Here is a 14,031-nt window from a genome sequence, read left to right as displayed (position 1 = left end):
TATTATTCAAAAAAATAAAATTTTCAGCTTAATCTATTGAATTCATACATCGCAATGGGTTATAATGAAGAGCAAATACCTGTCAAGATTGGGGGTTTGCTCAGGCATTGATTGTTTTTTTATTATTGGAGGGGAAAATGAAGATCAAAATGAACAGCATTAAAAATAAAATTATGGCTGTGACGCTAGTAGTATTGCTGCTTTCGCTAGGTTTAGTGACGACACTTTTCAGTATCATGAGCATCAAAAGTACGGAAAAAGTTATGTATGAAATTATGGAGGAGACTTCATCTACCGCAGCATTGGCTATAGAAAATCGCCTCAATGCAACAAAAAGATCTATTGAAGAGCTAGGAACCATATTAATGTTTTCAAGTAAGGACGCATCTAAAGAGGAAAAAATCAAAATAATTGACAGTAAAATAGAAAAGTACAAACTTGTGGACATGGATATATCGGATTTGAGTGGAAAGACTCTTAAAGGTGAAAATATTCAAGACACAGAGTTTTTCAAATCGGCATCTAAAGGAACAACGTACATATCTTCTCCTTCAATAGACTCAGGATCACAAATAGTATTTGTGTCCGCTCCAATTTGGAAAGACGGTATTTACAATACAGAAATAACAGGAGTTTTGGTTTGCAAATTAGATGGAGCATTCCTTTCTGGAATTGTCACAAAAGTCCAGGTAGGACAAACTGGAGGAGCCTATATACTTAACGAAGAAGGAACAACTATAGCTCATAAAGATGAGCAAGTTGTTGCCCAGCAGGAGAATCTTATAAAGAGTGCTAATATAGATCCTCAGCTCAAGGCCCTTGCAGCTATAGAATCAGCGGCAGCAAGTGGAGAAAATGCAAAAGGAGAGTACAAATATGGCGGAGTAACCAAGGTTGTATTTTTCACCCCTATAGAGGGAACTGGCTGGACAGTTGGGGTAAACGTCGAGAAGGACGAATTTATGCAGCTGAGCTACAATGCGGCTATGATATGCATAGCCATATCAATAGCCGCACTACTAATAGCAGCATTCATAATCACAAAGCTGGCAAACGGCATAGTAAGACCAGTCAAAGAAGTTGAAGAAGCGGCTCAGAAGATGGCAGTGGGAGATTATGACATAGATATCAGCTACCAGTCAGAGGACGAGATAGGAAATCTTGCCGACAGTATGAGGCTGATGTCATCTACTACCAAAACCATTATAGAAGATGCAACAAGAGGGCTCGAAAAACTTTCAGAAGGATACTTCGATCTTCACAGAGACCTGGAATACCCTGGAGTATTTGCACCTATTGAAGCATCTATACTAAATATTGCAGTGTCGCTGAGCGATACGCTCTCAGTTATACAAAGATCATCAGACCAGGTGAGCGCTGGAGCAGACCAGGTATCTTCAGGATCACAGACACTTGCTCAAGGAGCAGCAGAGCAGGCAAGCTCAATAGAAGAACTGGCAGCATCAATAAGTGCAATATCAGACAAGATCCAGCAAAATGCAAAAAATTCCCAAGATGCCAACAAGGTAGCATCAAGTGTGGGAGAAGAACTTAAATACAGTACAGCAAAAATGGACGATATGGTCTGTGCAATAGAAGATATTTCAGTAAAATCTGGAGAGATAAACAAGATAATAAAGGTCATAGAAGATATAGCCTTCCAGACCAATATACTTGCACTCAACGCGGCGGTAGAAGCTGCAAGAGCAGGTTCTGCAGGAAAGGGATTTGCAGTAGTAGCAGACGAGGTGAGAAACCTTGCTGGAAAATCAGCCGAAGCTGCAAAAAACACCACAACTCTTATAGAAGATACTGTGAGAGCAGTCTCAGAAGGTACTTTGATTGCAAAAGAGACAGCAAAAGCCATAGGCAGCGTTGTTGAAAATGCAGAGAAAGTAGTTGAGGCTGTAAGTGAGATTACGAGCGCGTCGACGGATCAGGCAGGAGCTATAACGCAGATAAATGCAGGCCTTGATCAGATTGCGTCTGTGGTACAGTCTAACTCGGCAACAGCAGAGCAAAGCGCTGCGGCGAGTGAGGAGCTTTCAGGACAGGCAATGATGCTTCAAGAAGAAGTTGAAAAGTTTACTCTTAAAGAAGGCAGAGAATTCAACCAAATATAAAATACAAAAATATAAAATATACAAAAAAAATCACTGGAGCCATATATAGCTCCAGTGATTTTTTATCTTATATATTTTTAGAACAGTCCAGAGATCTTTCCGTTTTCATCAACGTCGATCCTGTTGGCAGCAGGAACTTTAGGAAGTCCTGGCATAGTCATAATGTCTCCTGTCATAGCAACCGCAAATCCTGCGCCTGCAGAGATTTTTACATTTTTTACAGTTATTCTAAAACCGACAGGTCTTCCAAGTTTTGTCTGATCATCAGTCAAAGAATACTGGGTCTTGGCCATACATATTGGCACATCTGAAAAACCAAGGTCTTCTATTTCTTGTATCTGCTTGAGAGCAAGAGGAAGAAAATCTACGCCATCTGCACCGTATATTTTAGTTGCAATGGCATTTATTTTATCCTTTATACTCATTTTGAGATCGTATGCATACTCAAAGTCCTTTGTTCCGTTTTCAATCAGGTCGAGCACATTTTGCGCCAGTTCTTTTCCGCCTGCGCCACCGCCTGACCATACCTCAGAAAGAGCTACATTGACGCCAAGGTCCTTGCATCTGCTTCTTATAAGGTCGAGTTCAGCCTCAGTATCAAGAGGGAAACGATTTATTGCAACTACTGCAGGTAATTTGAATACCTGAGTTATATTCTCAACATGCTTGAGCAGGTTTGGAAGTCCCTTTTCAAGAGCCTCCAGATTTTCTGTTCCAAGATCATCTTTTTTTACACCACCGTTATATTTAAGCGCTCTCACTGTCGCCACTATTACCACGGCATCAGGCTTGATTCCGGCCATGCGACACTTTATATCAAGGAATTTCTCAGCTCCAAGATCTGCTCCAAATCCAGCTTCAGTAACTACATAATCTGCAAAATGCATGGCCATCTTTGTTGCAATTACGGAGTTACAGCCATGAGCTATGTTGGCAAAAGGTCCTCCGTGAACAAAAGCCGGAGTTCCCTCGAGTGTCTGTACAAGATTAGGCTTAAGGGCATCCTTAAGCAGAGCCGCCATAGCACCGTTAGCATTTAATTCGCTGGCAGTAACAGGTTTATCTGATCGTGAGTATCCAATTATAATCTTCCCAAGTCTTTCTCTGAGATCGGATATGTCATTTGCAAGGCAAAATGCAGCCATAACTTCTGAGGCCACTGTTATATCAAAACCATCTTCTCTTGGAGTTCCATTTGCTTTTCCTCCAAGTCCGTCAGTAATAAATCTCAGCTGTCTGTCATTCATGTCCATACAGCGTTTCCATGTTATTCTTCTTGTATCTATATCAAGCGCATTGCCCTGCTGGATATGATTGTCTATAAGGGCCGCAAGCAGGTTGTTTGCAGCACCTATAGCGTGGAAATCCCCTGTGAAGTGAAGATTTATATCTTCCATGGGGATTACCTGAGCATATCCGCCGCCGGCAGCTCCGCCTTTAACTCCAAAAACAGGTCCAAGAGAAGGTTCTCTCAGAGCAACCATAGTATTTTTTCCAAGCTTCGAAAGAGCATCGGCAAGTCCTATGGTAGTGGTAGTCTTACCTTCTCCTGCGGGAGTAGGGTTTATGGCAGTAGTCAGTATAAGCTTAGCTTTTTTGCCTCCCGGTTGCTTAAGCAGGTTGTAGTCAAGTTTTGCCTTGTATTTCCCATAAAGCTCCAGATCGTCTTCAGTTAGTCCCATTTTTTCAGCTATCTTTCGTATATCCAGAGCTACCGCTTCTTGTGCGATTTCAATATCAGATTTAAATTCCATAATATCCTCCTAAATTCACAAAAATATACCAGAAATCAAGCTCTTCCAGTTTTTCCAAAACGTCCCTTGAAAGCAGACAGCAAGACCTTGAGCAGTATGGCTTCAATGAATGCTATGGCAAGGGCAGATACGATTCTTGTAGGAAGAAGTACCAGAAACCCTTTTTTAAGCAGTATGGTAAGCCAGAAAGTGTTGAGGATAAGAGAGCAGATAACCGCGCTCAGTATACTCGAAAGACCAATTAATCTTATTGAAGGCTTTCGCCCATAGAGCACAAGTCCCGGTATTAGACCAGACAGTGCGGCCGTAAGCGTAAAACCTGGAAAAAATGGTCCCTGTGGAAACAACGTAGCGCCAAGTAAATCAGCTACCAGTCCAGTCATTGCGCCCCAAAACGGACCCATAAGTGCGCCGGCAAGCGCTATAGGCAGTCCACCAAAGCTTATCCTGACAGCACCTCCAAGAGCCATAAAACCAAGAAACCTCGTAAAGATAATGCTTGTAGCCACAAGCAGCCCACTAAATACAATACTTTGTGTATTGTTTTTTTTATTCATTTTTCCTCCTCAGCGGATGCGGTACAATATCGCAGACAAAACCCTTAAAATTTGAGTATGTCCTTCGTCTACAGGCAACTTCCCATCTCTGTAGCACTTTACGCATAATACCTACTCTGCACAATTTCATTATAGACTAACAAGGAGTGATATTGCAATAAAAAGCAATAAAGTTTAACAAAATATTTCCAAATATTCGGAACTATGTGGTATAATTTACTCATAAAAATGTTGTAACGTTTTCTTTTTGTATCGATTGGGTATTTGTTAGGTATAAGGAGGTATGGTTATGAAAATTATAGACAGAGGAATGAAGGGCGTAAAGCGATTTGATGTAATGGATTTTGCATTTTTCAAGATATGCGTTTTCACTCTTGGGATAATCACAGGTGTTCACTTCTTCAGATTCTTTAGAAAAAAACAAGGCATGCTGTGGGGGATCTTTGGGACCACATGGATATACACGCTTTGCAAAGTATTTGCACCGGATAAATACGAAAAAGCAGTAAGAAAATGCTCCAAAAAATTAAAGTTTTAGACTTTTAAAAACAGGCTATCGGAAATTTTCCAATAGCCTGTTTTATCAGTTTAAAAAAAGACAACTATTCAACCTCGTTGATTTCAGACCATCTGTAATAAGATTCATCGTAATTTCTTACATTTGTGTACCCGTTCATCTCAAGGATTTGCTGCATATAGGCAGATCTTATTCCTGCAGTACAATATGTCACTATTGAATCATCTTTTGCTATACCATTGGCGCTCATTATAGCATCTATATCAGCATTAGATTTAAGAGTACCGTCTTCTTTTACTAGTTCCAAAAAGTTTATGCTTATAGATCCTGGAATATGGCCACCTGCATTTTCACCATAATTTGCAGCACCGTCATATTCAGAAATATCTCTTGTATCAATTATCTTAACTGAGTCATCAGCTATTAGAGATTCAAGTTCATCAGTATCAATGCTAGAAGTCAAATCCATATTGTCTATAGTTACTTGAGCAGGTACATAAGGGGCAGGTTCTTTTGAAGTATTAAGCCCTGCATTTTCAATAGCTAATATACCACCATCAAGGATTTTGACATTATCATATCCTGCAAGAGTAAGTGTCCAAAGAATTCTTCCATCATCTCCCCAGCCTTTTTGAGTATCTGCAAATACTACAATATCCTTATCTCTTGTAATTCCGATTTCAGAAAGTGCAGAGGACAATCTTTCCTTATCAAGGACAACTCCCCAGTTAGCGTCTCCTGATTTTCCATCTGCAACTGTTGAAAGTTGTTGCCATATGACACCGGTGGCGTTTTCAAGAGAACCTGATTTTGTTATGGCTTCAGGGCCTCTGGCATCAATAGCCATAAAATTATCATTGTTCATATTTGCTTTTACATACTCAATATCTACAATTTTATCTCCTACAAAAACATCAGAAACAGTATCTGTTTCACCTTCGGGAGAAACTTCCCCGCTATCATTAGATGTACAACCTGTAAATACAAGCATTAACAAAAGAATAGTGATTAGAGCTTTAAATATTAATTTCTTTTTCATGATTTATAATCTCCTTAATATATATAGTTTAGCATGAATAAATATCTGTACCAAATTTTATTTTATCGTACGCATTTAAAAGTGTCTAATAGAAAAATCCCATACTATCAATAGATTTAGTCTATAATGGTTCACAAAAAACAGTGTATATGCTATAATTATTTGTTTGGAATATACATTGGATGAAGGAGATAAAAGATGGATTTTATTGAAATACTTAAGGTAATACTTTTGGGGGTAGTAGAAGGTCTGACCGAATGGCTACCAATAAGCAGTACAGGCCATATGATACTTGTGGATGAATTTGTAAGGCTAAATGTTTCAGATGCCTTCAAAGAGATGTTTTTTGTAGTAATACAGCTTGGAGCCATATTCGCAGTCATAGTCCTATACTGGAATAAACTTTTTCCATTTAAAAAAGAAAAAATCGCAGACTCCAAGGCCAGGATTGTCCTTGACAAAGATACCATGATAATGTGGTTCAAAGTAATAATCGCAGTTCTCCCGGCAGCGCTTATAGGAATTCCATTTGATGATAAGATAGATGCAATGTTTTATAATTACCAGACCGTAGCAGTAACACTGATTATTTATGGAGTGCTCTTTATTGTAATTGAGACAAAAAACAAAGGAAAACAGCCAAGGATAAATTCAATTGCTCAGATAACATATGAAGTAGCGGTCATAATAGGTATTTTTCAGGTGCTGGCACTAATACCAGGAACCTCACGTTCTGGAGCGACTATCGTAGGGGCCATACTCATAGGTGTTTCAAGGACCGTAGCAGCAGAATTTACGTTCTTTCTTGCCATACCCGTAATGCTTGGGGCCAGCCTGCTCAAGCTACTTAAATTTGGACTGGTATTTACGCAATCAGAAACAATAATACTTGCTACAGGAATGGTGACAGCTTTTGCAGTTTCAGTACTGGCCATAAAATTCCTCATGGGATATATAAAGAAACATGATTTTAAGGTTTTTGGGTATTACAGGATAGTTTTAGGTATAGCAGTTATAGCATACTTTATGATAGCAGGTTAATAATATGATAAAATATAACACGATAATGTTTGATGTAGATGATACTATCCTTGATTTTAAAAGAGGAGAAGAAGTAGCCCTAAAGAGCCTTCTTGGCGAAATTGGAGCACCGCAAAACAGTCACATAATAAGTGAATACAGGAAAATAAATAAAATGCTCTGGCGTGATTTTGAAAAGGGAGATACGGATAGGGACTATATATTCACCAACAGGTTTACCATGCTGTTCAAAAAATATGGAATTGAGGTGGATGGTGTTCAGATGGAGCAAAAGTACCGCAGTTACCTTGATATGCAGCATGAGCAGGTAGACGGGGCTTGCGAAGTCTTGGACTATCTGCACTCAAAATGCCTCCTGTACGTCGTTACAAATGGAGTTTCAAGTACTCAGTACAAGAGGCTTTCGGATGCAAATATGAACAGGTATTTTGACAAGATATTCGTTTCAGATGACATAGGATATCAAAAACCCATGAGAGAATTCTTTGAAACAGTTACAGCTGAGATTCCTGAGTATGATCCGAAAAAGACGCTTATAGTAGGAGACTCTCTAGGTGCCGATATCCTTGGGGGTATTAACGTGGGAATAGACACGTGCTGGCTAAACCGATTTGGAGAAGAAGCCTCAGAAATAGTTCCAAACTACGAAATAAAATCACTCAATGAGATTTTTAATATTGTAAAAAAATAGAATGCAAAATATTTTTCAAAGAGATTTCACTATAATAAACTCATGTCAACTAAAATATATTTTTAGTTGACATGAGTTTTCTTTAGTTATATAATGAGAAAAAATGATCAGGAAAAACATTTAGAAACATGACAATTCAGGAGGTTTATTTTGGAGAAGGCAGCAAGACTAAAAAGCAGGATAAGTACAAAAGAAATGATACTGTGTTCGCTATTTGCAGCACTTATTGCAATAGGAGCATTCATAAAAGTTCCGGTGCCATACGTACCCTTTACAATGCAGCTGATGTTTACCACTTTGGCAGGGATACTTCTGGGGTCCAGACTGGGAGCTGTATCGGCAGGTTTATATGTTGCTATTGGACTCATAGGACTGCCTGTATTTACAAAGGGCGGAGGGATAGGATATATATTTCAGCCTTCGTTTGGCTACCTTTTAGGATTTATAGCAGGGGCCTATATTACAGGGAAAATAATCGAAAGATATGAAAAACCGGGATTTGTTCAAATCGTGGGGGCCAGCCTTGCGGGGCTTTGCGCAGTATATCTTGCAGGGGTACCTTATTTATACATGATAAGCAACTTCATTATGGACAACCCCATGGGAGCCAAAGCAGTCCTCACATACGGGCTTGTAGTCTTTCTTCCTGGAGATATAACTACGTGCATTATATGCGGGTTCCTTGGAACGAGACTTGTTCCGATAATAAGGAAGGAAAGGCGTTCATGGAAATAAACGGACAAGGAAACAAAACCTTTGCAAATACACTTAAAGATAAGGTAATCAGTGGCCACCTCATAAATATGCAAGAAGCGCTTTTGCTTTACAATGGACCGCTCGAAGACCTGCTCTCAGTCTTCGCATTTTGAGACTTCCTCAGATTCATATCCTCTGATGTCAAAAGAGGATATATTAAAGGATGCAAAGCATAATGAATCACAGGGTATAAGAAGGTATTCTCTTGTAACTTCTGGCCGAAAATTAAGTGCTTCGGATCTGGATGCAGTTTGTAAAATATATAAGAATCTTAGCGAAAATTCAGACTTGTATCTGTGCAGCTCTCATGGATTGCTTGAATACGAAGATTTTATAAGTCTAAAGAACGCAGGAGTAAAACGGTATCACAACAACCTGGAAACAAGCAGAAGATTCTTTCCTCAGATATGCACTACGCATACTTACGATGATAAAATAAATACCATAAAGGATGCGGTGCGCGTGGGACTTGAAGTGTGCAGCGGAGGAATAATCGGGCTTGGAGAAGATATAAAAGACAGGATAGATATGGCGCTTGATCTTAGAAATCTGAACATAAAATCTGTACCTGTAAATATACTTAATCCTATAAAGGGGACTCCATTTGAAGATAATTTACCCCTAAGCGAAGAAGAAATTCTACGGACTATAGCGATATTTCGCTTTATTCTTCCGGGCGCTGCGATAAGGCTTGCGGGTGGACGTAGCCTCCTGAGAGACAGAGGTGAGCGAAGCTTTTGCTCAGGTGCAAATGCAGCTATTATAGGCGATATGCTTACTACCGCAGGTCTTGGAACGGCGAGTGATAGAGAGCTTGTAAAAAGCCTTGGTTATAAAATTTAGAAAACAAAAACTCAGCCCGGAGAAGGAAAACACATGTCCTTTGGGCTGAGCTTTTTTATTATATTAAATCCAATTTAGCATTATTAATTGCACTAATTTTCAAGTGCAGGTACATAAAACAACTCATTGTCTGAGGTTATAAGCCTCCAGCAGGGGAATGCGCGTGCATTCTTGACCTTATAAAGATCTTCTGCCAAAACTGTATCAAAATAGTATATAAAATCTATTTTGCTTATAACGGTGTTTTCCTTCATTGAAGGAAAGGCTTTGAGTATGGCTTCTACGCTGGTTATGACATTTGTACTTGTAGCAGACACATCGAGCGGCCTCATTACTATCATAACTATTTTCATGCCTTCGGGAGAGAATACAAACCTAAGTTCACTTTCCTCATAGGCAAAACCGTCATATATAGGGTTGTAAAAAAAGGTAATAATCCCATTTTCCTTAGTATAGTTTCGTAGTTCGTATGTGTAGTCACTCAGATATCTGGAAATAAATCTATTAGCAAAATTTTCTGCGTTTACCGTATCTTCAATAAGAATGTCGCTGTTGTTTATTACTAATTTTTTGAGAGAATTCACGTTGATTTTGCCATCGTACTCTTCAAAAAGAAGGGGGTAGGCATAGGCATTAATAGTCTGGTATTCTACGTTTACCGTTCCCGTATTGTATACATCTGTAGGGATTTGCGTAGTAATCTTTACATTTTTACGGTCAAGCATAGTTTGAAAATCAGCCATTGATTTTTTTGAAAAATATATGTTGTCTATAGATACGTTGTTGTTATGGTTAAAGATGCTTATAACAAGGAATATATTAAGAATAGCAAGGGCTATGATCAGGTAGTTTTTTGCTTTGTTCCAGTTCATTAAATTACCTCCCCATTCAGGGTTGAAAAGTAGAATATCTTTCCAGCTATAATCATCTTGTAGGCAGGAGTATAACTAAGGTCCTGGCCATATACATATACAAGGTCTATGAGGGAAATTTTGTTAAAAAGTTCAAGATTATCCTTGAATTTTACCGTGGACTTTATATAGTCATAATTCAGGTTAAGCACATCCAGTGCATTGAAAATATAGTCATCTGAATCATCGGCTGGCTTATCTTCATTGTTTTCATAAGATCTGAAAATTCCTTTGAAGCTGTAAACCTTACCGTTTGCTACACTTACTTCAGTATTTACTTCGTTATTTTCAAGACAAGCCCTAAGACCATCTATACGGGGTGCAAAAACAAAGGTATATCCATTTGTCCCATTTTCACTAAAATCGACAACATCCTCAACCACATAAACATCATTATTAACATTAAACTTGTCTATGAACAGATAGGCTATTACAAGACTGCTGGTCATCGAATTTTTCACAGGATTGCTCAGAACATCAGTGTTTTTATAAGCAACTCTTCCGTCCGGAGACATCTTTAAAAGTTCTCTTCCATAGTCGTTGGAGGTTATTAAAGTGCCATCGAGCTCTTGTATACGGTTGGCAAAGTCATATCTTGATGAAAATACAGACTTTGGTATGGAACTCGAATTTTCTTCGTTAAATGCCGACGTGGTTTCATAGCTTGGAATATTTATTCCGCTGTCAGAAATAAGAACATCACTCGAAGAATCAAAAAGCTCTCCAAGAGAGTAGTATTTTGAATATTTCAGTTTGCTCAGATTATCGACATAGGGCATGTAGTTTATTGTTTTATTTGCAAGTCTGAAGAATTTTGCATCTTCAGTCATTATATATACAGAGGTGTCATTAACCAGAGGGATAAGAATTTCTCTGATGTTTTCAAAATCGCCAAGGCTTCCGTCTTCTAAAAAAAGACTCCCATAGAGGAGTCTTTGATTTACAGCAGGTTCAAAATCGAGCTCAATACTCTTGGAAATCTTTGCTTCATGATAGTCCACTTCCGAAATTTCTGAAGTTTCGCTTATATCACTCAAAGAGTCTCTTAGAACAATGCGCGCCTCCTGATAATAAAATCCGTCCTTATCTACTAATTTAGTTACATTGTTGGTAGTGTACCTTATGATTATAGATGTGGGTCTGACAGAAGATTTTAAAATTCCTTCCACTCCGATGGCGTCAAATGTTGTTGAAGCTGTTGAAGAGGGTGAGACAAACAATTCAAACCTTATAGACAGAAGAACCATTGACGATATCAATAAAAATATAATAGATGTATTTCTAAGCTGGTTTTTATTCATATGGTCGTCCTTCAGTAAAATTAAGGTTTCACAGCAGAGCTTGCTGAAAATGTGCTAAAACCTGTAGTTCTTAAGGTACTAAGAGATTTCTGAAGATCCTTTTCATCTGAAGCCTTGATTACTCGATAATCTCTTAAAAAGGAATCACCCCTCTTAAGAGTAAGGACTACAAGGGTATCTTTGGATATTTTGGATTCTACAGGCATTCTGGAAGTCTGATACTTTAAGGAGATTTTCTCCATAAAATCACCTATTCTTCCAAGTTTAACCTCAATAGAATCTTTGATAGGAACGTATTCATCATCAACTCTTGTATAAAGGGAGATAGAGATTTTGTCTCCTTCTTTTCCCATTCCTGATATAATTACGTTGTCATCTATGGTAGCAAGAACAAAGTCTTTGGGTTTATTTATTACGCTGCGATCTGAATTAAATGATTCCGAAAGTTTTTCAACAGTATCAGCAGATATGCTGTCTGCTGGAGCTGCAAAAGACATTGCAGTAAAAGCAATAAAAATAAACATTGTCATTATAGATAATCTGATTACTTTTTTCATTCAGTTAACCTCCTTTCTCCATTAATATATACTTACATCATATTTTATTATACTATGGTCATGTTACAAACAAGTTACATTGCAGTTAAAAATGATTTACACATTTAGACCATCTTTATTCGGGTTTGCCACAGACTTATCCACAGGAAGGCTGATTTTGAAGATGCTGCCCTTGTTAATTTCTGAAGAAGCCTTCAATTTTCCGCCGTGAGCGATTACAATATCTCGAGCTATAGAAAGCCCAAGGCCTGTCCCACCCTGCTGTCTGGACCTTCCCTTATCTACTCTGTAGAAGCGTTCAAATATCTGCTCAAGGTCCTCTTCGGGTATACCCAGACCGTCATCTCGGATATAGATATCTACAAAATTATCCACAGTATCTACCGAGATATCCACATTTCCAAACTCGGGTGTGTATTTGATAGCATTTGACAAAATGTTTAGTATTACCTGTTTTATTTTTGCCTTATCAACGAGAATATTCGGATTATTTGTGGTGGTAAAATTAACAGTCTGATTTTTTTCAATGTAATATATTTTCAGATGCTCTATGCATTCCCTTATTATATCATTGATGGAATTGTGTTCAAAATTCCACTGAGCTTTCTTGAAATCGAAATGAGATAATTGAAGCAGGTCTCTTACTATAGAAGTCATTCTGTCGGCCTCATTTTCGATTACCATTAAAAATTCACTTACTGTCTCAGGCTCTGTAACTATGCCACTTGAAAGCGTTTCAGCATAAGATTTTATAGTAGTTATAGGAGTTTTTAGCTCATGAGATACATTTGCAACAAAGTCTTTTCTCATATTTTCAAGTCTTTGCGCATCGGTAATGTCTTGAAATACCAGAATAAAACCGGTTTGTTTTTTAGCATCGTCACTGTAGTAGGCAGGCGATACTCTGAGTATTTTTTCATCACCGGCATTTATAATAAGTTGGTTTGAATTATCATCAAAGATACATTTCTTAATGGCAGAAAATGAGATTCCAACACCTGTCTGAAGGGACATATCATGAACAGAACTACCATAAATATCTATATCGCGAGCCTTAAGCAGCTTGAGAAGAGCCTTGTTGTAGAGCACTATAAAACCGTGTTCATCAAGAGCCATGAGGCCGTCAGCCATATTGTTTATAATTGCATCGAGTTTACTTTTTTCTGATGAAATCTCTACCAAAGTATTGTCCAGTCGCTTGGTAAGATAGTTAAAGGTATTTCCCAGCATTCCAATTTCATCGTTTGAATGATTGGTGACTCTTTGTGAAAAATCTCCCTTGGCTATAAGACTTGCCTTTGCATTGAGTTCGTTAATAGGGGTGGTTATGGAACCAGATATAAGAAAACCCACCAGCAGCGAAACAAAGAGGGCAATGAGCGTGGCCGTAAGAAAAACATCAGTTACAGTATTAAGCGAAGCATATACTCCCTCAAGGCTTGCGCTTGAGTATATTATATAACCTCCCCCATTGGCATCGTTTATAAATGAAAAAGCCATTATTTTAACCATAGAGCTTCCTGGAGATGGATCAACTATATCAAGTTCATATGACTTCTGGGTGAGACTGCTCATTATGACCTTTCTGTCCAGGACATCAAGGCTGTTTTTTCCCGTAAAGCTGTCGTTTGAGGACGCAATAATAGAATAGTCGAGTGAATCCACTATGGATATGCTATAGCCTATGGGAAGTGTGATCATGTCAATGCTGTCTTGTATAGAATCTTTTGCATCAGGAAGACTGGAGTCCGGGATAATGCTCCGAATCGTGTTATTGGATATAGACACCAGATTTTGACGCACAATGTCCAGATTATAATCTTCCAGGCGGTCGGTTATGAATATTCCAACTATAGCCATTGCAATAAAGACAAGCACAAAATACAGTATACTTAGTTTCCAGCGGATACTTTTAAACACTCTTTATTCTCCCTTAATTCT

Annotated in this window: 14 protein-coding genes and 1 riboswitch; of the genes, 7 read left to right on the top strand and 7 right to left on the bottom strand. The window is 38.4% G+C overall.

Going from position 1 to position 14,031, the window contains the following annotated elements:
- Positions 1–137 precede the first annotated feature (137 nt).
- Positions 138–2,123 carry a methyl-accepting chemotaxis protein gene (locus G558_RS12120; protein ID WP_051188410.1) on the top strand — a complete coding sequence of 662 codons (1,986 nt, stop codon included), beginning with the start codon at positions 138–140 and terminating at the stop codon, positions 2,121–2,123.
- Positions 2,124–2,200: 77 nt separating this feature from the next.
- Here the strand turns inward: G558_RS12120 and G558_RS0102340 are convergent, their stop codons facing one another.
- Positions 2,201–3,877: a formate--tetrahydrofolate ligase gene (locus G558_RS0102340; RefSeq protein ID WP_028828734.1), complete on the bottom strand. Its 1,677-nt coding sequence runs from the start codon at positions 3,875–3,877 to the stop codon at positions 2,201–2,203.
- A gap of 35 nt (positions 3,878–3,912) precedes the next feature.
- Entirely contained in the window at positions 3,913–4,434 is a 522-nt protein-coding gene (locus tag G558_RS12115; RefSeq protein ID WP_036931400.1) for a folate family ECF transporter S component, read from the bottom strand.
- 8 nt (positions 4,435–4,442) lie between these two features.
- Positions 4,443–4,555, bottom strand: a riboswitch (THF riboswitch).
- A gap of 168 nt (positions 4,556–4,723) precedes the next feature.
- On the opposite strand from G558_RS12115, the gene G558_RS0102330 reads away from it, so the two are divergent.
- Positions 4,724–4,972: a hypothetical protein gene (locus G558_RS0102330; RefSeq protein ID WP_028828733.1), complete on the top strand. Its 249-nt coding sequence runs from the start codon at positions 4,724–4,726 to the stop codon at positions 4,970–4,972.
- Between the two features lie 64 nt (positions 4,973–5,036).
- Here G558_RS0102330 and G558_RS0102325 read toward each other — a convergent pair whose 3' ends face one another.
- On the bottom strand, positions 5,037–5,990 hold the full coding sequence (locus tag G558_RS0102325; protein WP_028828732.1) for a sulfurtransferase: 954 nt from the start codon (positions 5,988–5,990) through the stop codon (positions 5,037–5,039).
- Between the two features lie 198 nt (positions 5,991–6,188).
- Here G558_RS0102325 and G558_RS0102320 point away from each other — a divergent pair, with 198 nt between their 5' ends.
- The 5 genes from G558_RS0102320 to bioB all read left to right on the top strand — a co-directional run bounded on the left by G558_RS0102320 (position 6,189) and on the right by bioB (position 9,321).
- Positions 6,189–7,031, top strand: coding sequence for an undecaprenyl-diphosphate phosphatase (locus tag G558_RS0102320; protein WP_028828731.1), 843 nt, complete (start codon positions 6,189–6,191; stop codon positions 7,029–7,031).
- A gap of 4 nt (positions 7,032–7,035) precedes the next feature.
- Positions 7,036–7,722 (top strand): YjjG family noncanonical pyrimidine nucleotidase, encoded by a 687-nt coding sequence (locus G558_RS0102315; RefSeq protein WP_028828730.1) that lies wholly within the window; start codon positions 7,036–7,038, stop codon positions 7,720–7,722.
- Between the two features lie 150 nt (positions 7,723–7,872).
- Entirely contained in the window at positions 7,873–8,457 is a 585-nt protein-coding gene (locus tag G558_RS0102310) for a biotin transporter BioY (protein ID WP_242825196.1), read from the top strand.
- Entirely contained in the window at positions 8,448–8,591 is a 144-nt protein-coding gene (locus tag G558_RS14225) for a hypothetical protein (RefSeq protein WP_242825195.1), read from the top strand. The genes G558_RS0102310 and G558_RS14225 overlap by 10 nt, the downstream gene beginning before the upstream one ends.
- A 25-nt stretch (positions 8,592–8,616) precedes the next feature.
- On the top strand, positions 8,617–9,321 hold the full coding sequence (gene bioB / locus G558_RS12110) for a biotin synthase BioB (RefSeq protein WP_242825194.1): 705 nt from the start codon (positions 8,617–8,619) through the stop codon (positions 9,319–9,321).
- Between the two features lie 92 nt (positions 9,322–9,413).
- Here the strand turns inward: bioB and G558_RS0102295 are convergent, their stop codons facing one another.
- The 4 genes from G558_RS0102295 to G558_RS0102280 all read right to left on the bottom strand — a co-directional run bounded on the left by G558_RS0102295 (position 9,414) and on the right by G558_RS0102280 (position 14,010).
- Positions 9,414–10,193 carry a hypothetical protein gene (locus G558_RS0102295; protein ID WP_028828728.1) on the bottom strand — a complete coding sequence of 260 codons (780 nt, stop codon included), beginning with the start codon at positions 10,191–10,193 and terminating at the stop codon, positions 9,414–9,416.
- On the bottom strand, positions 10,193–11,533 hold the full coding sequence (locus G558_RS0102290) for a hypothetical protein (RefSeq protein ID WP_028828727.1): 1,341 nt from the start codon (positions 11,531–11,533) through the stop codon (positions 10,193–10,195). Before G558_RS0102290 ends, G558_RS0102295 begins: the two co-directional genes overlap by 1 nt.
- Before the next feature lie 20 nt (positions 11,534–11,553).
- Positions 11,554–12,090 carry a hypothetical protein gene (locus G558_RS0102285; protein WP_028828726.1) on the bottom strand — a complete coding sequence of 179 codons (537 nt, stop codon included), beginning with the start codon at positions 12,088–12,090 and terminating at the stop codon, positions 11,554–11,556.
- A 96-nt stretch (positions 12,091–12,186) separates the two neighbouring features.
- Positions 12,187–14,010, bottom strand: a complete 1,824-nt coding sequence (locus G558_RS0102280) for a HAMP domain-containing sensor histidine kinase (protein WP_028828725.1) — start codon at positions 14,008–14,010, stop codon at positions 12,187–12,189.
- Positions 14,011–14,031: the final 21 nt, after the last annotated feature.

The sequence above is a fragment of the Proteocatella sphenisci DSM 23131 genome (assembly GCF_000423525.1).
GTDB lineage: Bacteria > Bacillota > Clostridia > Peptostreptococcales > Filifactoraceae > Proteocatella > Proteocatella sphenisci.
Note: the sequence above shows the minus strand (reverse complement) of the source record. Positions and strands in the feature narration are given on the sequence as shown.

What these genes read in the sequence shown, in the direction of transcription:
- G558_RS0102320 (WP_028828731.1), top strand. Translation starts at nt 6,189, where the DNA reads ATGGATTTTATTGAAATACTTAAGGTAATACTTTTGGGGGTAGTAGAA.
- G558_RS0102330 (WP_028828733.1), top strand. Translation starts at nt 4,724, where the DNA reads ATGAAAATTATAGACAGAGGAATGAAGGGCGTAAAGCGATTTGATGTA.
- G558_RS12120 (WP_051188410.1), top strand. Translation starts at nt 138, where the DNA reads ATGAAGATCAAAATGAACAGCATTAAAAATAAAATTATGGCTGTGACG.
- G558_RS0102295 (WP_028828728.1), bottom strand. Translation starts at nt 10,193, where the DNA reads ATGAACTGGAACAAAGCAAAAAACTACCTGATCATAGCCCTTGCTATT.
- G558_RS0102285 (WP_028828726.1), bottom strand. Translation starts at nt 12,090, where the DNA reads ATGAAAAAAGTAATCAGATTATCTATAATGACAATGTTTATTTTTATT.
- G558_RS12115 (WP_036931400.1), bottom strand. Translation starts at nt 4,434, where the DNA reads ATGAATAAAAAAAACAATACACAAAGTATTGTATTTAGTGGGCTGCTT.
- G558_RS0102315 (WP_028828730.1), top strand. Translation starts at nt 7,036, where the DNA reads ATGATAAAATATAACACGATAATGTTTGATGTAGATGATACTATCCTT.
- bioB (WP_242825194.1), top strand. Translation starts at nt 8,617, where the DNA reads ATGTCAAAAGAGGATATATTAAAGGATGCAAAGCATAATGAATCACAG.
- G558_RS0102340 (WP_028828734.1), bottom strand. Translation starts at nt 3,877, where the DNA reads ATGGAATTTAAATCTGATATTGAAATCGCACAAGAAGCGGTAGCTCTG.
- G558_RS0102290 (WP_028828727.1), bottom strand. Translation starts at nt 11,533, where the DNA reads ATGAATAAAAACCAGCTTAGAAATACATCTATTATATTTTTATTGATA.
- G558_RS0102325 (WP_028828732.1), bottom strand. Translation starts at nt 5,990, where the DNA reads ATGAAAAAGAAATTAATATTTAAAGCTCTAATCACTATTCTTTTGTTA.
- G558_RS14225 (WP_242825195.1), top strand. Translation starts at nt 8,448, where the DNA reads ATGGAAATAAACGGACAAGGAAACAAAACCTTTGCAAATACACTTAAA.